This is a genomic window from Aquimarina discodermiae (genome assembly GCF_040786235.1).
Classification (GTDB): domain Bacteria; phylum Bacteroidota; class Bacteroidia; order Flavobacteriales; family Flavobacteriaceae; genus Aquimarina.
In genome coordinates this window covers 71,436-91,032 of record NZ_JBFMKP010000009.1, presented here as the reverse complement: position 1 = coordinate 91,032, position 19,597 = coordinate 71,436, and the positions used below count along the sequence as shown (strand labels likewise).

The following is a 19,597-nucleotide window of genomic DNA, read 5'->3' as shown; positions in this document are numbered from 1 at the left end:
AAGCCATCTATTGTAATTCCTTTTAGATATTTTGATCTTGGTTAATTTTACTAATTAGTTGATATAGGATAAGTTCCAATTTTTTTGATGGTGAGAATTTAAAACATAAGATTGATTCAACACAAAGTAAAGGCTCTGAAAAGAATTTAATAGAGATATTTGATAGATTAATTATTGTTGTTTATGATTTATACAGTATTTGGACCAGTTAATTCAACATTGTTGAATACCAAAACCGGTGAATTGAAGTTAATGAAGACTTCAGATTTAAAACGAAATGGTATAGTTCCTTCTGAATTATACGTTCCAAATTTTTATTCCCACTTTTTTGATTGTTATGAATTTAGAAGTTTGGATGTGATAATTGATAGTGATAAAATAGACATAGAAAACTTTAAACGTTGTGATTTAGGTGCTAATATTGTATATAATTTAAGATTTATTATTACTGTTTCGAATTGCTCATTAAAATTTATCGAAAAAATTAAATGTGTTATTAAACACTATTTTAATACTGTTATTTTTGCTGGGTGTGTAGTAATGTATAATAATGATAATATAATTTCTGAATTACTTAAAAATTTTAATTGGATTTGTTTTTCCAAAATAGGAGAAGATAATACATCAAATGAATTTTATAGCCCTCAATTTATATCTGCACCATCACTCATTTCAATAGCGAAAAACAATAATATTTATTACTATTCAAGATTAATTTATAAAATTAACCAAAATGGGTTGACTCAAATTCCAATTAGAAATATACCTAAGTCTAAAATAAAAACTTGTTCCGTTTGTGAATTTCGTGAGGTTTGTGTTGATAAAAGAGATGTTCAATTTGATGGAAAACAATACTATTACAATAAAGAGTGTGCTTATAATCCATATCTCGGAACTTGGATGGGGTTAGATAATAATAACTCAACCCAAGTGTAATATTTAATACTTAATCTAACAATTTCATAAATTAGTTTAATCAAGTTGAATTTTGATTGATATTTATAGTTGGTTAGATTTGTTAATTTTTACTTACACTTCCTCCATAGTTATCATTTTCGGAAACCTTTTCCGGATTACCATAGTAAATAATACTGGCGCCACTGGTTGCTTTTCCTTTGAATTCATTTTTAGCATAAATTCTAATATTAGCTCCGCTAGTTGCTTTTGCCTCCGAAAGTATACTTAATAGATTATCAGCTCTTATATTTGCCCCATGAATAGCTTTAGCTTTATGGTTGGTTACTTTTCCTTCCAGATTGATCATTGCTCCACTGGTCGCAGAAGAGTTTACAGTTTCTGCTTTGATTTTTAGATCCAAATCAGCACCGCTGGTTGCGGTAATGTCAAGATCTTGTTGTATGATCGCTTCATTAGAGGATATACTGGCACCACTATTTACATGCACTTTTTGTAATTTGTCATAGGATACAATTACATTCTTTTTGTCTGCAAAGTAAATATTCTCGTCTGCAGTGATATATAAAGTATTGTCTTCTACATATACTTTAATATGCTCATGTAAATTTTGATTAGCCTCAATAATAACCTTTTTGTCAGAGTTATTGGTCAGGATCACGTCCAAACCTCTACTTGCTTTTACGGCATTAAAATTCTGATGAATTGTTTTTTCCTTTTTCAAGACTTCTCCCTGGCCTTTTATACCATTAAAAGCCACGTTACAAGAGCAACAAAAAATTGATAAAAGTATACTTACTAAAATTTTAACTAGTGTTGTCATGATTGATTGTTTTATGTGTTTAACTGTTTACTTCGATCTCCTCTCTACTAGTATTGGGTAGAGAGGAGTGAAGCCGCTTTTTGATTGATTAATTAATTCTCGGTTTTAATTTCTATTCCGTTTTCGTCTATTTTTACTTTTACAGGTTCATTGTTTAGTTCGACACCTTCTTCGTCTATTTTTAAATTAAACTCCTTTTTGATCTGAATGTCGTGATCATCTTCATTCTCTTCGTTAGTGTCCCAATCGTCCTCATTGTCCTTACATTCGTCACATTTTAATTCTCCGTTGATTAATGTAACATATTTCTCTTCCATACCTTCAATTGTAATATAATCATCGTATTTCCATGAGTTATTGAAATTGGCTGTATTATCATCTGCAAAAACAGTTATTCCTTCTGGAAGCGTAAGTATAACTCTTACTTCTTGATCCCTATACTTGCTTGCATAATCTGCAATGGCATATCCATCTAGAATAACCGATTTATCTTCAACGGTATATGCATATTTAAGGTTTTCAGCTCTTTTTTCTGCTTCGTCATAAGATCTTCCTTCTGCTTTCTTTTCGATGGTAATTGCTACCGTACTATCTTTTTCTGAAGCTTTTAGATAAACTTCGATATCCTGAATTACAATAACACGGCCTCCATTAGGGGCTCTTTTAATGTTGTAATCATTATGATGGCGAAGACTTTTTGCATACCTGGAATCTCCTTTCATTTTAATCTTTAAAGTATCATTTTGAGTGATAGGAAGCACTGTGTTTTGCTCACTTATAACTTCTGCATCATAGGCTTCTAGAGTAGCTTGTCTTATTCCTAATATGGTGATTCCTATTAATGATAATATCCAAACTCCTAATAATCCAAACTTAGCAACAGAGCCAATTGATTTTAAGTTTTTTATAAGAATTTTTAGCCCAACAATAAATAGAAAAAAGAAAGGAATACCTACTGCAAAGAATACTAAAATAGAGATTAACCACATAGGAACATCAGGATGGCTACCTACTTCCATATATTCTACCCAGGGTGTATCCATAAAACCAAAGGTTCCTATGGTAAACAATCCAACAAACAGACCAATTAGAGTAGCTCCTGCGATGATGATGAAAAGTACTCCTACAAGTTTTACAAAAAACTTTAGAAGGAAAAGTAACACATCGCCTAGTGCGTCAAAAAAAGTGGCAGAACTACTTTTTACTTTACTTCCGTATTTTTGATAATCAACGTTTTTTACAGAACTGGCTACACCGTCAAATCCTTCTTTAATTTTTTTTTCAATATTACTAATATTCACAGCCTCTCCTTTCATGGCCAAAAAATCTGCTGTGGTTTTGGCTTCTTCAACAAAAATCCAAAAGGCGATATAGATTAAGATAAATGCACCACTAGAAAAAATAGTAAACAAGATCCATGCTAATCTAACCCAGATAGATTCTATCCCAAGATAATGTCCTAAACCAGAACTAACACCTCCTACATAAGAGTTGGTTGGATCTCTAAACAATTGTTTTGATGTTTTAGATCGTTGGTGATCCGCTTGTGGTTCATCTTCAAAGATTTCTTCATCTATTCTATAATCTTCGGGTTGCCCCATTACAGTAATTACTTCTTCTACTTCGTTGATACCAATTACCTGTCGTTCATCTTTGATTTTTTCACTAAACAATTCTGCGATACGCGCTTCTATGTCGGCAATGATTTCGTCTCTACCTTGCGAGTCGGTAAATGAACGTTTTATAGCATCAAGATATCGCTGTAATTTCAGATAAGCGTCTTCGTCTATATGAAAAAATATGCCTGCTAAATTTATATTAACTGTCTTGTTCATTTTACTTCTTTTTTTGTTTAGTCACCAGGTTTACGGCATTTTGTAATTCGTTCCAGGTTGTATTTAATTCGTTTAGGAATAACTTTCCTGTTTCAGTAAGTCCATAATATTTGCGTGGTGGTCCCGATGTAGACTCTTCCCAGCGATAACTTAATAATCCGGCGTTTTTAAGTCTGGTCAGCAATGGATATATTGTACCTTCTACTACCAGCATCTTTGCATCTTTTAGAGTTTCTAAAATTTCTGCAACATAAGCGTCATCATCTTTAAGGATAGAAAGTATGCAATATTCCAGAACACCTTTGCGCATTTGCGCTTTTGTGTTTTCGATCTTCATAAAACTAATTTTTAATTATTAAACTGTTCATTTTTTGATTGATTTTGATGGTTATTTTAAAAATTTATGAAAGTTGATCTTTCGAAAAAACTAAGACTAAAAATAGTAATTGATGAGGTTAAATTTTTAATCATAACATATAGTTTTTTAAATTTTTAATGATATAGTTATTTTATAAATCTTATTGATAAAGGGTATTTATATGTTTCCCCATTATTAGATTTTAATGCGGCTGTAATTACAAAAATGATTTCTAAAAAAAAGCCAATTAAAGCGATAACTCCTACAAATGAAGCTCCTATAAGAGTTCTAAAACCAGAGGCTTGAGAAAAATTAAAAGAGAAGTCGTCAAAATGAAGCAAATCAAAAATAGATGCATCTCCAAATATGTTGAAAATAAAAAACGGAAAAGAAAACATAGCTAATATTACGGTGTATAATAGAATGCTTAATTGAAAATTGATAGCTTCTTTCCCATGATTATCTATAAAATCTGACTTGTCCTTATTGGTCGACCATAATAGAATAGGAATAATGTAATTCCCGAAGGGGATAAAGTACTTAGAAAATGCACCTAAGTGCATAAACATTGCGATATTTTTGTGATTTTTGATTGACATTGATGAATGATATAATAGTTTCTTATGCAAATATATGGTTAAAAAAAGGTATTATGCAAAACATAGTACCTTTTTTTAACATATTTTTAGGATTTCACATCATTTTATTACAATATTCTTTTACCTATATTGTGATAATTAAAAAAATGGCTTATGAAATTGACTACAAGAAAGCTTAACACATTTACATTATTTAAATTACCTTCTGCATGGTTTTGTGGAGTAAGAGTAAAAACAATTAATGATAGTGTTTGTAGCGTGAGTGTAAAACATCGTTGGATCAATCAGAACCCTTTTAAGTCCATGTTTTGGGCAGTACAGGGTATGGCTGCAGAATTAGCCACTGGAGCCTTGGTTATTGGGCACATACAAGATAGTGGAAAAAAGATTTCTATGTTGGTCGCTAATAATAATGCGACTTTTACCAAGAAGGCTACTGGTAGAATTACTTTTGTATGCAATGATGGAGCATTGGTCAAAGAAGCTATTAATAAAGCAATAGAAACAAAAGAAGGACAAACAGTATGGATGAAATCTATAGGAACCAATGCAGAAGGAATCGAAGTATCTACTTTTAATTTTGAATGGACTATAAAAGTGAAATCTTAATATAGAGTTGTTTAGAAAAACTGTAACACTTTATGGTATTATTCTACTTATAGAACGAGTTATTCATTAGTCAAAACGTATTAAAATTAAATTATGACAGCACACGAAATAGATTATGAGATTGTAGGAGAAGAAATGCAATATGTAGAAATAGAATTAGATCCCCAGGAGGGAGTAATTGCTGAAGCAGGTAGTTTTATGATGATGGATGATGGTATTAAAATGGATACCATTTTTGGGGACGGTTCGGGAAAAGACAGTGGGGTATTAGGAAAGATATTTGGAGCTGGTAAGCGATTATTAACAGGAGAAAGCCTATTTATGACGGCTTTTTACAATCAGGTAGGAGGTAAAAAAAGAGTAAGTTTTGCTTCTCCCTACCCAGGAAAAATTATTCCAATTGATTTAAATAAGTATGGCGGAAAGTTTATTTGTCAAAAAGATGCTTTTTTATGTGCAGCAAAAGGCGTTTCTGTTGGAATAGAATTTTCAAGAAAATTAGGTAGAGGATTGTTTGGAGGCGAAGGTTTTATTATGCAAAAGCTAGAAGGTGATGGTATGGCATTTGTACATGCAGGAGGAACTACTAGTAGAAAAGAATTACAAGCAGGTGAGAAGCTAAAGGTAGATACTGGATGTATCATTGGATTTTCTAAGAATATTAACTACGATATAGAGTTTGTTGGAGGTATTAAAAATACCATTTTTGGAGGCGAAGGATTGTTTTTTGCGACATTAACTGGACCCGGAGTAGTTTATATACAATCGCTACCATTTAGTAGATTAGCGAATAGGGTATTAGCATTGGCTCCAAGAGGAGGCGGTAAAAGTAAAGGAGAGGGGAGTATTTTAGGAGGTTTAGGAGATCTTCTAGATGGCGATAATAATTTTTAACAATGTTAAATAAACGTTATAGAGCTATTTTTTTATTTAATTTACATATATTAGCTATAGTAACATATTAAATCATAAGATTTTTCCTACAACTATTTGTTTTAAACCTAACATTTTAACCCCCTATTAATTTATGGCTAGAGCAATGTTTGATTACACTAAAACTGTTTTAAAAAAAGTAAGTTTTGATGTTAATCTTTTTACAAAGGAAGTCCTAAAAGCACTAAACAGGTTACTTCCGCATGAGATCGAAGAATTAAAAATTTGGATTCAATCGTTGACCGTGAAACAACCAGAATTAGAATCTTGTCTAATCTATTTAAAAACATAATAAAAAGAGCGACTTTTAGTCGCTCTTTATTTTTGCTAACGGGCTAATGATTTCTACATTTTGAAAGGTAATAGCACCTCTCACAACTCCTGCAATTGTTTCATGTAAAGCTTCTATTATTTGCATTTTTAACTCACTTTTATTGTAAATTAAACTGACTTCTCTGGCAGGAGATGGTTCATTAAAATAATGTAGGTTAACCTTTTCACTTTCTTTAATATCTAAAGTATGTAAATAGGGGAGCAGTGTCATGCCCAAGCCCTCATTAGCTAATTTTATAAGTGTTTCGAAACTACCACTTGCCAATTGAAAATGATCTTCATCATAGCTTTTTGTAGTTTTACAAAGATTGATAACTCCATCTCTAAAACAATGACCATCCTCTAATAAAAGCATATCATCTATATCTAGATCTGTAGTTTCTATGTTTTTCTTTTGGTTTAATCGATGTGAAGAAGGTATATAACCTACAAATGGTTCATAATATAAAACACGTTCTTTTATATTTTCATTTTGTAAAGGAGTAGCAGCAATAGCTGCATCCAAATGTCCATCTTGTAGACGTTCTATAATGGCTTCTGTATGTAATTCTTCTATTTTAAGTTTAACTTTAGGGCATTTCTTAATAAAATTATTTAGAAACATGGGGAGTAAAGTTGGCATTACCGTAGGAATAACTCCCAATTTAAATTCACCTCCAATATATCCTTTTTGCTGATCTACAATATCTTGTATACGCTCACTTTCATTTACTATATTTTTAGCTTGTTGTACCAATTTAGTTCCAACCTCGGTCAACTCAATAGGCTTTTTGCTACGATCAAAAATTAAAATATCCAATTCCTCTTCAAGCTTTTGAATTTGCATACTTAAAGTCGGTTGAGTAACAAAAGTTTTCTCTGCTGCTTTTGTGAAATTTTTATGCTCAGCTACGGCTAAAACATATTTTAATTGTGTTATAGTCATCGTTCGTGGTTTGAGCAACAAAAATAGGAAAGGTATTGGTAATATTTATTAATTAATGCTAAAAAATTTGTTTTATCTATTGTTGTCAAAGTAAAAAGGTGATACTTCCCCTTTTTGTAAGTTCTATAAATGCATTTTATGTAGTGAAATAGTTAGTTTATACATTCATATCTACCATTTATACATTTATGTAAAGTTCCTGATTTTTACAGTAGTATATTTATAGTAGGCTTAACTTTTGATTGTTTTACTTAATAATTTCTTTGATTTTGAAGAACTTATGAGGTAAGAAATGTACACCTATATTTACCTCTATTCTGGTAGATCACGAAATTATTTTGATAGTAAAATAGTACTTCTTATAGAGAATACAGTATCACCAACATTCTGTATGTAAGAAATATTTTTTAAGAATCTAAATCAGATTTTTTGCCTTAATAGCATGTTTCAAAAGAGTAGCGTCAGTCAAATTTAATTGCTATAAAATTTAATTCAATTGTTTAACTCTTAAAACCCATTACTTAATTATGTCTACTAATTTCGTTGAAAAGATTAGTTCAAATAAATTTATTGAATATATAATTTTAGGAGCGGGTCCCGCTGGTTTGCAAATGGGACATCACCTAGAGCAATCTAAGAGAGATTATCTTATTCTTGAATCTGGTGAACACGCGGGGACATTTTTTAAAAGCTTCCCCCGTCACAGGCAATTAATATCTATTAATAAATATAACACAGGAAGTGAAGATCCAGAGTTTAATATGCGATTTGATTGGAACTCATTGCTTTCTGATAATGAAGATTTGTTACTTAAGAATTATAGTAAGCGTTTTTTTCCTGATGCCGATGATTTTGTTACGTATTTAAAAGATTATGCAGAACACCTTAAACTCAAAATAACCTATAATACCACCATAATAAAAGTTAAAAAGGATAATGGTTTTACACTTACTAGTGATAAAGGAGAGACATATTCGTGTAAGTACCTTATTATAGCAACGGGAGTATCTAAACCTTATTTACCCAAAATTGAGGGGATAGAGCTTACCGAAAATTACGCTAACGTCTCTGTAGATCCCAATGATTTTTTTAATCAAAAAGTGTTGATTATTGGTAAAGGTAACTCTGGATTCGAAGTTGCAGATGGCCTTATGGATACTACTTCTATAATTCATGTTGCAGGGCCAAAATCTATAAAAATGGCCTGGAAAACACATTATGTGGGGCACTTACGAGCGGTGAACAACAATTTATTGGATACCTACCAGCTTAAATCATTAAATGCGGTATTAGATGTACATATAGATAAGATCGAAAAGAAGGATGATAAGTTTCATGTATCCTATCGATTTGTTAGAGCAGATGAAGCCAAAAAAGATGTAATGTATGATAGGGTGATTACTTGTACGGGTTTTAGGTTTGAAGACCAAATGTTTGACGAAACGTGTAAACCTGTGCTAACCATTAATAATAGATTTCCAGAGCAAAGTAATGAATGGGAATCTACAAATATAAGTAACATGTATTTTGCTGGTGTTTTGATGCATATGCGAGATTTTAAGAAATCTACAAGTGGTTTTATACATGGATTTAGATACAATGTCAAAGCACTGCATCGCATTTTAGAGTTTAAAAACCATCAGACACCTTGGCCTTGTGATGTTTTAAAAATGGTACCAGAACATTTAATGCAGATGGTTATTCAGAGGGTCAATATTACATCGGCGTTATGGCAGCAGTTTGGTTTTTTGGCAGATCTAATAACCATTTGCGATGAAGATCAGGAGGCTAGATATTATAAAGAGGTCCCCGTTGATTATATATCATCAAGTGATCTTGTAAAAAAATGTGATAGCTTTTTTGTACTTACCCTAGAGTATGGACCTAATCATGATCAAATGGATCCTTTTGATGTTGATGTGGTACGAATAAAACAATCTGCTACAAAAAACACAAATGATAGTCATTATTTGCATCCTGTTGTACGTTATTATAAAAATAAAGAGTTTGTAAAAGAACATCATATAGTAGAAAATCTGGAAAATGAATGGTTTCACAAAGTTCATAAGGAACCTTTAAAAGAATTTTTTAGCGAAATGATCGGGGTAGAGCAGGTAACGCAAATTAACTCTATGATTAATGGATGAGCCTTCCAAAAAAAAACTGGTAAACCTTAAGGAGTTTGAAAATATAGCAAGAAGAGAGTTACCCAAAGATATCTATGATTATTTATCTGGTGGTGCAAATGATGAAATTACGGTACATGAAAATCATGAAGCTTACAGTAAAATAAAATTATACCCTAGAGTTCTTAAGAGTGTAGAAAAAAGAGATGTTTCTATTCAAATGATGGGTAAAAAAATAGCAATGCCTATATTCATTGCTCCAACAGCTTTTCATTGTTTAGCGAATGAAGAAGGAGAATTAGCCACCGTCAAAGCCGCGGCAATGGCAAATACTATTATGATCGTTAGTATGGCATCAACTGTTTCTTTAGAAAGAATAGCAAATGCAGCGAAAAACCCTAAGATCAATAAGGCACCAGAACTTTGGTTTCAACTTTATATACAGCCAGATATAGAAATCACGAAATTGTTTGTGAAAAGAGCAGAAGATGCCGGGTATAGTGCCTTGGTCGTGACGGTAGATTCGCCAGTATTCGGAAAAAGAGAACGAGACATTAGAAATGGGTTTCATATGTTGCCAGAAGGACTTTCTTTAAAAAACTTTGACGACCCTAAGCTCCTCAAATTTGCTAAGGATAAACCAACACTAATACTGAATGCGGCACTTACATGGAGTGATATAGACAAACTAAAGGAAATAACAACATTACCCGTATTTATAAAAGGAGTTGTACGTCCAGAAGATGCCGAACTTGCTATTCAACATGGTGTTGATGGAATTATAGTATCTAATCACGGAGGAAGGCAATTGGATACCATTCCGGCAACAATAGAGTTGTTACCAGATATAGTGGCCATGGTAAAAGGAAGAATTCCGGTTATTATTGATGGAGGAATTCGAAGAGGAACCGATGTTCTTAAAGCATTGGCATTAGGAGCAAATGCCGTTGCAATAGGTAGGCCTATTTTATGGGGACTTGCCTATGACGGAGAATCGGGAGTATTACAGGTGTTACATAATCTAAAAGATGAATTAGACCTATCTATGGCACTATGTGGATGCTCATCGATAAAAGAGATTAATAAAAGTTTGATATATACTAAAACCACTTTTTGATAATCAAGTTCAGACTTTTTAGATCCTTGTCAAGAATTTAAAATAATCAATCATTAATCAAATTACTTAAGAAATGACAACAATAACTGTATTATTTGTGGTAACTACGCTGTTGTTTTTAGCAAGCTTACCATACTGGTTACCCATACTGGTAATTAGGTTACGTACATTTATTTTTACCAAAATGAATGGAGATGAAGGAATTCAGATTCCTGGAAAACATATCAAAGCCTCAGAGTTCAAAAAAATATATGCTAACAAATCTGTAGACGGAAGAAGTAAAGGCGCTAATTTGTCTAATTTGTTTTGGTACTGGCTTGCACCAGGGCCAGAAATGCATCAGGAACATATCGAAAATTGGGATCATTATAAAGAAGTAGCCGCTGTAACCAAAAACATACTTTCTGTCTCTAATCAAGAGGTAGCATCATTGTTATATAAGTATGCTGGCAAAGCGTTCTCTACTGATATAATTTCTTCATGGAAAATAGTAAGGCTTAGAGATTTTGTTATGCCAATATGTATTGGTTTTTTTTATGAACTGGTTTTTGAAGAAACTTGTTCTAATCATGATAAAAAAACGATTTTAAAACATTCGAATAATGTCGTAAGCGCTTTAAAATGCTGTGCACTTAGAAATATGCCTAAAAGAAACCAGGTAACAGAATTATTAATCGAAAAACTGAAAGCAGGAACTTTTAAGCATTATTTCCCAGAGGGATATTCTATAGAAGATAAAGCACTATACCTACAAGGCGTGTTTTTTACCACTGCAGTTGTACAAATGTCTGATGCATTGACACATTGTTTTCTTACAGTAGCTCGGCATAATGAGGTTCAAAAAAAGTTATACAACAATAAAAATGATAAGCATTATTATGATCACGTAATTTCAGAAACACTAAGACTGTACCCATTATTTGGAATTGCTCACCGAATAACCACAGATACTATACAAACGGAAGCTAACAAAACGATACCAAAAGGAACAGTATTATGTTTTAATTATCCCGAATATCACAAAACGGGATATGATAAACCTACTATGTTTATTCCAGAAAGATGGGAAACCATATCCAAGGGAACCTCAAATTATGTGCCTTTTGGAGTTGGCGCTAACAGACCTTGTCCGGCTAGTCATATGTCTGTAATAATGATGAAAAAAATGTTGCGTTTTGGAATCGATAAATTCGAATTTTTCTCTTCTGTAGAGCATACAAGGTCACTTCCTAATCGAGGTGCATGCATTATAACATCTAGAGATTATAAATTATCAAAAACGAAGAAAACAATTCTTATGACCTTTTTAAAGGTACGAGATCAATGGGAAAAGATATATACAAGTATAATACAATTGCTATATGGATATATTATGATTATGCATGCCAAGGAGTTAAAATTAACAACACGGTATTATAAAAACCCAAGAAGCAGTAAAAATACTCAAAAAACAATGGTAACTAACGAATTATAAAAACAGAAACAAGATCTTTCTTTGTATATAGCTATGAATACTAATGTAATAGAATGGAGTAAAACCTATTTTGAAGGTAACCTATCAGAAAAAGTAGTAGAACATTTAAAAGAACTGGATTTGGATAAAATAGACAAAAAGGCTCATTTTTTTCTAGAGAGAATGTTCAGGTATATGAAAAAAGCCGGTATAAAAGCAACTGATTTTACAGATGAGCAAGCCCAGCAGATAAAACTAATCACAAAATTGGTAGAAGATGTTTGGGAAGGAGTTATTTTACCATTTACATTAGAAGGTCGTCATAAAAAAATTGACGAGTATATTTTAAAAGTACCGTATTTTAAGGTAGGAAACGAAGAGAAATTTTTGGACATAGGTTGTGGTTTTCCACCGCATACGACCGTAGAAACAGCTTCATTTTTAAACTGGAAGGTGATAGGGATAGACCCTAGTTTACCAATGTATCTGGTTAGAGATAGCGTAGGGAACTATGCTACTTTCGATGAACAGAAGAAGATACAATATTTTCAGGGTGCTCCGGGGAAATCGTTGGATGTTTGGAGTACACCAAAAGAAACCAAACTATATTTTAGGCAATTATTTGACACATTAGTTCAAATGATTGAGCCGTCTCATACAGGGTGCGTCATTGTAAAAAAAGAAGAAGGTACTTTGATTAAAAACCCAATTCTTCAATACGAAAACACGAATCTTTCTTTTTTCAAAAGTAGTATAGGTAATTTTGAAATAGAACAAGTAAGTGTAGCACGTTGTTTTAATGTATTGTTTTATTTTGATAATGAGTTTAGAAAAAAAACATTGCATTGGATGTCAAGGATTTTAAAAGAAAAAGGACTTTTTATTTGTGGTATAAATGGAGATCATACGACACGTTGTAGATATACGATATATCAAAAAGAAAATGAAAAGATCAAACCCAAAGAGTTTGCGTTTAGTGTTGATAATATAAGACCACTAGGTAGTGTTGCATGGGCTGCATTCTATGATGACGATTTTGAAACCAATACCCTTGTAGATTTAATAAGTATTTTACGATCTAACAAAAAATTTATTAAAAAATATGATGATAGATTGGATCAATTATTAAAAGAAAAAGAGTTGTTTATTAGAGATAACGAAGAATATCTGGTAAGTAAAGATACGGTGCTTACGCCTCAGGAAAAAGAAAAAAGAAAAGTGACAATATATACTCAGTTAGATCAAGAAGGATATACTCAAGCAGCAGCAAATGTGCTTATAAAATCAGGTTATAAAGCATATCGTAACGAAATAGGTTTTGTGGCAATCTCATTGGATTAAAACAGTAATAGTTTTAGTTTTTATAGTAAACCTCTTGCCTTTATCTCAAGGTATTTGTTAATGGTATTTACCGTTAAACTTTCTGGAGGAGTTAGCACCGTCTGAATTCCATGTTTTTGTAACTCTTTAACCATTACTTTTTTGTCATAAATAAATTGCTGTGCAATCGTTTGATCATATACAGTTTGTAGGTTTTCGGCTGTTTTTTTTACTAGTGAGGTAAGTTCTGTGTTTTCAAAAAAGATGACTACCAATAAATGTTTTTTTGCCAATGCTTGTAAATAGGGTAGTTGTCGTTTTAAAGATGAAATGTGCTCAAAATTTGTATAAAGTAATAATAAGCTTCTATGGTTTATTTGTCGTTTGATATGGGTGTAAAGCATTCCGAAATCTGCATCCAAAAATTGAGTCTTACTATTGTACAATGTTTCAGAAATAGTATTAAGGTAGGTTTTCTTTCCGCTTGCCGGTAAAAAATCGCTAATCCCATTAGAAAAACTTAACATACCTACTTTGTCATGTTTTTTTAAAGCAATATTAGAAAAAGCGAGGGTACTATTTATAGCGTAATCCAGCAAGCTTAGTTCTTTAAAAGGCATTTTCATGACTCTGCTAGCATCAATAATAGAATAAATAGGTTGGGATTTCTCATCCTGAAACTGATTAATCATCAGGTTACCATGTTTTGCTGTGGCTTTCCAGTTAATAGTGCGAACATCATCACCTGCAACATACTCTTTTATTTGTTCAAACTCCATAGTATGTCCTATACGACGTATTTTTTTGAGCCCTATTTGGGTTAATTTGTTATCGATTGCTAAGAAATCATATTTTTTCATTTGTATAAACGAAGGATACACTTTGACCATAGCCGATGCATCAAAACTATAACGCCTTTTTACCAGTCCTATCCTTGTCATTGTATAGATAAGTAATCTACCAAAAACATATTCACCTCTTTTTACAGGTCGCAACGAATATTCAAAATCATGATATGACTTTGATGATATATGTATAGATTTAATAAAATCACGTTTTTGAAACTGTACAGGTATTTCATCAATAACCTCTATATAAGTAGTGAACCTATATTTGTTTTGAATTCGAATGGGTACTGCGTTAACATCACTATTAGAAAATTTTTCTGGTAAAATTCTGTTGGCTTCAATTCCGTTTTTTGTATTGTATAATGTTACAATATCAAATAGAAAAGTAATAAGTACTCCCCATACTAGTATCCACGTTATAGGGTACAAAGCATGAAACCAATAGGATATTAGAAAAAATACCGATAGTAGTGAAAGGATATAGAATACCCTTGAGTTAATATAGAGAGATTTTATAAATTGGATCAAAACTAACGAGGTATTTCTACAGATTGTAGGATTATTTCTATTACGTTTTCTGTTGTCATACCTTCCATTTCACGTTCTGGGGATAAAATAATACGATGTCTTAAAACGGGAAACAAAGATTTTTTAATATCCTCTGGAGTTACAAAATCTCTACCACTAATTGCTGCAAAAGCTTTAGAAGCATTCATAATTGCAAGAGATGCTCTTGGTGATCCTCCTAAATATAAATGAGGGTGTGTTCTGGTTTTGGTAACTATTTCTGCAATATAACTCAAAATCTTATCTTCTATAATAACCTCTTGTGTTTTTGATTTAAAATCTAACAGTTGCTCTGGAGTTAATACCGGAGTTACCACTTCCATTGGTTTTGCCATTTTGCGGTCGTGGTGAGTCTTAAGAATTGTAACCTCTTCTTCGAATGTAGGGTAATCAACTTTAATTTTAAATAAAAAACGGTCTAATTGTGCTTCAGGTAAGGCGTAGGTTCCTTCTTGTTCAACCGGATTTTGGGTTGCCAGTACCATAAAGGGAGGTGCCATGGGGTACATAATTCCATCGATTGTAACCTGTTTTTCTTCCATAACTTCGAACAATGCGGCTTGTGTTTTTGCCGGAGCTCGGTTAATCTCATCGATAAGAACCATGTTTGAAAAAATGGGCCCTTTTTTAAATTCGAATTCGCTGGTTTTCATATTTAGAACAGAGGTGCCTAAAACATCACTTGGCATTAAATCTGGAGTGAATTGGATTCTGCTAAAATCGGTTTTAAATGCTTTTGCAAATAGTTTTGCAGTAATTGTCTTAGCAATTCCGGGTACTCCTTCTATGAGTACATGGCCATTGGATAAAAGAGAAACAATGAGTAACTCTATAAAATCATGTTGCCCAATAATTACTTTTGCTAACTCTTGTTTTAACTTTTCGACAGCTTGTTGCAACTCGGCAAGATTGATTCTATCCTGAAATCCTAAACTAGATGCTGATGCTTCTTGTTGTATCTCTTGTTCTGAGTTTGCAGCGTTGGTAGTTTCTTCGTTTTCCATGAATCCTTTGTTTATATATGACTACTTTTTATGATCTGTTTTTGAAAGCATTAATTAATTCATACATTCTCATTAACTCTGCTTTTTCGATGGTTTGTTTTTTACTGATTTCATCAAAATACCTAAATAGTGCTTTGGTGTCTTCTATAGTATTGTTACTTCTGGTCGCAATATCTTGTATTGTTTTTTCAGTAAGCTTATTGGTTGGTATTCTTAGAACATTACGTACATATTCCAAAAATAATAAGTTTTGCTTTGTAGCAATTTCTTTATGCTTTTGTTTTTCGAAGTACATACCACTTATAGTTCTTGTAAAAGCGATGCTTTGATTTTTTAATGGATTGATAATAGGGATACTTCGTTGTTTTCGTTTCCCTTCAAAAATAACAAAGAGTACTACGCCAATAAGTATAAAATAATAGGCCCATTTTAGGTAGCGATTGCTTAAAAGAAGAAAAAGGGGAGAACTGTAAAAGGTTTTTCCAGATTTATAATAATTGTCCCAAAGAATACGTTGTGCAGGATTTATATATGCCAATACGTTTTGGGTATATGTATAATTGGTATCGGTTAGTAAAAAATAGTTTCCAAAAGCCTCGGGGAAGGTATGTAACAAAATTTTACCTTTTCCAAAAGAATTTTGAATATAGTTTACTTTTGGGTTATTTATTTGTAGCGTATCTCTATATAGCTGGGTGATTCCTAAAACTTGTGTTTTTAACGTATCAATCGTATCAAAATAGGGATTATAAATATCCCTATCATATAAAAAAGGAACTTCTTGTTTCAAATTAGCATTGGTTAAATTTACCAATGGTTTTGTAGAGGTTTCTTGAATTAACACCAAGTTATCAACCGTTACTTTAAGAGTGTCTAATAATTTATTTTCGATATTTTTTGCCGAAATAAAAAGAGTATTGCCTTTTTCTACCCAACTAAGTAATTTGTCGAGTTCTTCATTTCCAAAGTTTACCGACCCATTAACAAAGATATAGGTTCCTTGAATAGAATCATTTTCAGAGATATATTCGTAAGGAGGTTGGTTAATATCTTTAAAATCAGAAAGGCTAGAAGATGATTTTATAAGATCATGCAATACATAGGTGCCTAAAGGAATTTTGTCGGTTTTGGCATAACTCGGAAACCAATTTATAGGTGTTGGTTCATTAGCCTCGAGGTAAACAAATAAACCGATAATACCGATTAAAAAAATGATAAGTATTTTTGTTTTTCCAGTCATCTTTTAATCTTGAATACTATGGGTTAATGCAGAAAACTCTTTTGCAGCTTCCAAATAGGCTTTTTCATTAATTTCAAAACTTCCATACCATATAAAGTTATAAAGCCTTGTAATAGATGTAAACTGTTTTTGAACTGTTGTATCGGTAAGTTCACTAATATAATCGGTGTTTGTTTTTTGTGATTCCCATTGGATCAATTCAGAATCAGATAATTTTTTGAGCACTAATAGATAATAATATCGAATTGCTAATCGATAATTTTTTTGTGCCAATGCCTGTTCGATTAATTGATTAATATTTTCATTTTGAATAATGTCTTCATCTTCTGTAAGTGCGACTTGAGGTGGAGCTTGTTTTTCGAATAGCATATCACTTGGATTTACTTTCATAAATAACCAACCTAATAAAAACAACACTGCAATAACCAAAAGGTAGGGTAGTAGTTTAAAAAACACTAACCAAAAACCACTTACTTCATCTATTCCAAAAACCCATGATATAAATTTGGACCATAATTGACTAATCCAATTCTTAAAATGTGTCCACCAGTTATCAGGTGTTACATATTCTGTATAATTAAAATCATCTTGTGAGCGAAAGTCTTCTATTTTCGCATCGTCAAATTGAAATGGTTTTTGTTCAGAAACCAAATCAAACAATACCTCTTTATTATGTGTATTGCAAAGGGTGTCCTGTATCATAGAAGACACAGAAAAAGGTACAATAAATAATAAGCAATAAATTACCTTCAACTTATTCTGATTTACCTAATGAATCAATTTGCTCAAAAGCTCCAGTAGCATGTTTTTTCTCATTTAGATTGTAATAAACAAAAGCGGTAGAAATGGCAGAAATGATATAGAGTATATATTGCGCTGCTTTTGCTATAGTATTTAAAGCAATAAAAACCCAATCGAACATTGCAGAAGGGTCACTCATCGTATTTTCTGTTGCGGCCGTAAAAGTTTTTGTAAACATATATATGTAAGCAGGTATGGCAAACACGCTACTTATTAACCATATAATGATCCCAATAACAAAAAATGTAGCAAAAGTGATCCACCATTCATTTTTGATGAGAGCAAAACTTTCATTGATCGTATCAGAAATACTCATATTTCTAAATACTAGTATCGAAAAAACCAAACTCATGGGTACATATAAATAGATACCTGGAATAATACAAAACAAAATGCCAAAAATAATAATCATCCCAGAAAGTATCCCTAAACCTATGATATTGCCAAAATCTTTTTTTACTCCTTGTATAATGGTTTCGTTATTAATAATTCCTTTATTATCAATATATACTTTTATATAGTGTAAAACGGTACCAAAAAGTAAACCATAAAAAATAAGTAATGTGATAAGCATAGCCAAAGCAGAAATAATAATACCTCCCGAATTAAAAGTATTACCACTTTGAATTGATACCGGGTCAAACATATTACCTGTAGAATAGGTATAATATGCAGTTGCAAGTAATAACAGAACAAAAGGAATTCCTGATGTTTTTAGTAAAACAGATAATAATGATTTACCATTTTGTCTTAGAAAAGCAAAAGTGTCTGATAAGATCTCACCAAGTTCTCTTTTTTTCTTAAACTCTATATAATTATTGTTCATGGTTTAGTTTATTGTATAGTTGTCTAGGGTAAATTACATAATAAAAAAGGATTAACCCTAATGAAATAGATATGATTGTAATGGCCAATATATCGGGCATTTCGGTATGTCTGGTAACAAATCCCTCTAAAAAGCCTGCCAGAATAAAAAAAGGTATGGTGCTAATCACAATTTTTAATCCTGATTTTACTCCTTTTACAAAAGAAGTGAGTCGGGTATAGGTTTCGGGAAACAAAATTGATTTGCCAACCACCAAACCTGCGCATCCTGCAATTATAATTACAGAAATTTCGATGGTTCCATGAATCCAAATTGTCCTTGCACTCTCCCACAAAAGTCCTTTGTCATAAAAGAAATACTGAAATGAGCCCAACATTATAAAGTTTTGCATAAGCATATAAACAGTACCCAGACCAAATAGAACTCCTAAAATAAAGCAATTTAGTGCTACTCTAATATTGTTGATAGTGATCCCCAAAAACATATTGGTTTCTTCCATTTGTTTGTAAACTGCCATAGGATCTTTCTTTTCTATATTTTCTAAGGTCATATTTACGTATGCATCTCCTAATATAGATCTTACAAAAGCACCGTCTGTGGCAGCAGAGTATGCTCCAATAGCTGTAAAAAGCACAGCTATTAGAAAAGCGATTAATAGTTCTTTTTGATAATAGTAGAATTCTAATGGAAATTCTTTTACCCAGAAAGAATATATTTTATTTTTTTTCTCTTTTTTTGTTTTATAAATTTTTTGGTGGGCGTTAGAGGCCAGACCATTTAGGTAGTTTAAAGTTTGGCTATTTGGATAAAATGTTTGTGCATAACTTAGATGATCTGTGATTTCTATATATAAATCAGAAAGCTCATCAGGAGTGATTTGTGTATTATTGATCAGAACACTTTCGAATTTTAACCATTTATCTTTATTTTGCCTAACAAAAGCCGCTTCACGCATGTACCAAAAA

The 19,597-nt window shown here is 32.0% G+C and carries 19 protein-coding genes; 8 read left to right on the top strand and 11 right to left on the bottom strand.

Annotated features, from left to right (window positions below; all coding sequences use genetic code 11):
• Positions 1–183 precede the first annotated feature (183 nt).
• A complete protein-coding gene (locus ABW636_RS07385; RefSeq protein ID WP_367589322.1) occupies positions 184–936 on the top strand; it encodes a hypothetical protein in 753 nt (250 codons plus the stop codon).
• Positions 937–1,018: 82 nt separating this feature from the next.
• On the opposite strand, the gene ABW636_RS07380 is transcribed toward ABW636_RS07385, so the two are convergent.
• The 4 genes from ABW636_RS07380 to ABW636_RS07365 all read right to left on the bottom strand — a co-directional run bounded on the left by ABW636_RS07380 (position 1,019) and on the right by ABW636_RS07365 (position 4,530).
• On the bottom strand, positions 1,019–1,738 hold the full coding sequence (locus ABW636_RS07380) for a head GIN domain-containing protein (RefSeq protein WP_367589321.1): 720 nt from the start codon (positions 1,736–1,738) through the stop codon (positions 1,019–1,021).
• Positions 1,739–1,830: 92 nt separating this feature from the next.
• A complete protein-coding gene (locus ABW636_RS07375; RefSeq protein WP_367589320.1) occupies positions 1,831–3,573 on the bottom strand; it encodes a PspC domain-containing protein in 1,743 nt (580 codons plus the stop codon).
• Position 3,574: 1 nt separating this feature from the next.
• The gene (locus tag ABW636_RS07370; RefSeq protein WP_367589319.1) at positions 3,575–3,910 is read right to left on the bottom strand and encodes a PadR family transcriptional regulator; all 336 of its coding nucleotides are present in this window, start codon (positions 3,908–3,910) and stop codon (positions 3,575–3,577) included.
• Positions 3,911–4,077: 167 nt separating this feature from the next.
• The gene (locus ABW636_RS07365) at positions 4,078–4,530 is read right to left on the bottom strand and encodes a DUF4870 domain-containing protein (protein WP_367589318.1); all 453 of its coding nucleotides are present in this window, start codon (positions 4,528–4,530) and stop codon (positions 4,078–4,080) included.
• Positions 4,531–4,683: 153 nt separating this feature from the next.
• Between ABW636_RS07365 and ABW636_RS07360 the strand changes: the two genes are divergently transcribed.
• The 3 genes from ABW636_RS07360 to ABW636_RS07350 all read left to right on the top strand — a co-directional run bounded on the left by ABW636_RS07360 (position 4,684) and on the right by ABW636_RS07350 (position 6,364).
• Positions 4,684–5,139: a DUF4442 domain-containing protein gene (locus tag ABW636_RS07360; RefSeq protein ID WP_367589317.1), complete on the top strand. Its 456-nt coding sequence runs from the start codon at positions 4,684–4,686 to the stop codon at positions 5,137–5,139.
• Between the two features lie 93 nt (positions 5,140–5,232).
• Positions 5,233–6,033 carry a TIGR00266 family protein gene (locus ABW636_RS07355; protein WP_367589316.1) on the top strand — a complete coding sequence of 267 codons (801 nt, stop codon included), beginning with the start codon at positions 5,233–5,235 and terminating at the stop codon, positions 6,031–6,033.
• A gap of 133 nt (positions 6,034–6,166) precedes the next feature.
• Positions 6,167–6,364, top strand: a complete 198-nt coding sequence (locus ABW636_RS07350; RefSeq protein WP_367589315.1) for a hypothetical protein — start codon at positions 6,167–6,169, stop codon at positions 6,362–6,364.
• Positions 6,365–6,379: 15 nt separating this feature from the next.
• Here the strand turns inward: ABW636_RS07350 and ABW636_RS07345 are convergent, their stop codons facing one another.
• The gene (locus ABW636_RS07345) at positions 6,380–7,330 is read right to left on the bottom strand and encodes a LysR family transcriptional regulator (RefSeq protein WP_367589314.1); all 951 of its coding nucleotides are present in this window, start codon (positions 7,328–7,330) and stop codon (positions 6,380–6,382) included.
• Between the two features lie 527 nt (positions 7,331–7,857).
• Here ABW636_RS07345 and ABW636_RS07340 point away from each other — a divergent pair.
• The 4 genes from ABW636_RS07340 (at position 7,858) to ABW636_RS07325 (ending at position 13,367) form a co-directional block, all read left to right on the top strand.
• On the top strand, positions 7,858–9,477 hold the full coding sequence (locus tag ABW636_RS07340) for an NAD(P)-binding domain-containing protein (protein WP_367589313.1): 1,620 nt from the start codon (positions 7,858–7,860) through the stop codon (positions 9,475–9,477).
• Positions 9,470–10,573 (top strand): alpha-hydroxy acid oxidase, encoded by a 1,104-nt coding sequence (locus ABW636_RS07335; protein WP_367589312.1) that lies wholly within the window; start codon positions 9,470–9,472, stop codon positions 10,571–10,573. The genes ABW636_RS07340 and ABW636_RS07335 overlap by 8 nt, the downstream gene beginning before the upstream one ends.
• Before the next feature lie 73 nt (positions 10,574–10,646).
• Entirely contained in the window at positions 10,647–12,047 is a 1,401-nt protein-coding gene (locus ABW636_RS07330; protein ID WP_367589311.1) for a cytochrome P450, read from the top strand.
• Positions 12,048–12,080: 33 nt separating this feature from the next.
• Positions 12,081–13,367, top strand: a complete 1,287-nt coding sequence (locus tag ABW636_RS07325; protein ID WP_367589310.1) for a hypothetical protein — start codon at positions 12,081–12,083, stop codon at positions 13,365–13,367.
• 20 nt (positions 13,368–13,387) lie between these two features.
• On the opposite strand, the gene ABW636_RS07320 is transcribed toward ABW636_RS07325, so the two are convergent.
• Genes ABW636_RS07320 through ABW636_RS07295 form a run of 6 tightly spaced genes read right to left on the bottom strand, consistent with a single transcriptional unit; the run spans position 13,388 to position 19,587 of the window.
• The gene (locus ABW636_RS07320) at positions 13,388–14,719 is read right to left on the bottom strand and encodes a DUF58 domain-containing protein (RefSeq protein ID WP_367589378.1); all 1,332 of its coding nucleotides are present in this window, start codon (positions 14,717–14,719) and stop codon (positions 13,388–13,390) included.
• A gap of 5 nt (positions 14,720–14,724) precedes the next feature.
• Positions 14,725–15,765 carry an AAA family ATPase gene (locus ABW636_RS07315; protein WP_367589309.1) on the bottom strand — a complete coding sequence of 347 codons (1,041 nt, stop codon included), beginning with the start codon at positions 15,763–15,765 and terminating at the stop codon, positions 14,725–14,727.
• A 28-nt stretch (positions 15,766–15,793) separates the two neighbouring features.
• On the bottom strand, positions 15,794–17,005 hold the full coding sequence (locus ABW636_RS07310) for a DUF4350 domain-containing protein (protein WP_367589308.1): 1,212 nt from the start codon (positions 17,003–17,005) through the stop codon (positions 15,794–15,796).
• 3 nt (positions 17,006–17,008) lie between these two features.
• Positions 17,009–17,758: a DUF4129 domain-containing protein gene (locus ABW636_RS07305; RefSeq protein WP_367589307.1), complete on the bottom strand. Its 750-nt coding sequence runs from the start codon at positions 17,756–17,758 to the stop codon at positions 17,009–17,011.
• 1 nt (position 17,759) lies between these two features.
• Positions 17,760–18,632 (bottom strand): G protein-coupled receptor family protein, encoded by an 873-nt coding sequence (locus tag ABW636_RS07300; protein ID WP_367589306.1) that lies wholly within the window; start codon positions 18,630–18,632, stop codon positions 17,760–17,762.
• Positions 18,622–19,587: a stage II sporulation protein M gene (locus tag ABW636_RS07295; protein ID WP_367589305.1), complete on the bottom strand. Its 966-nt coding sequence runs from the start codon at positions 19,585–19,587 to the stop codon at positions 18,622–18,624. Before ABW636_RS07295 ends, ABW636_RS07300 begins: the two co-directional genes overlap by 11 nt.
• Between the last annotated feature and the right edge of the window lie 10 nt (positions 19,588–19,597).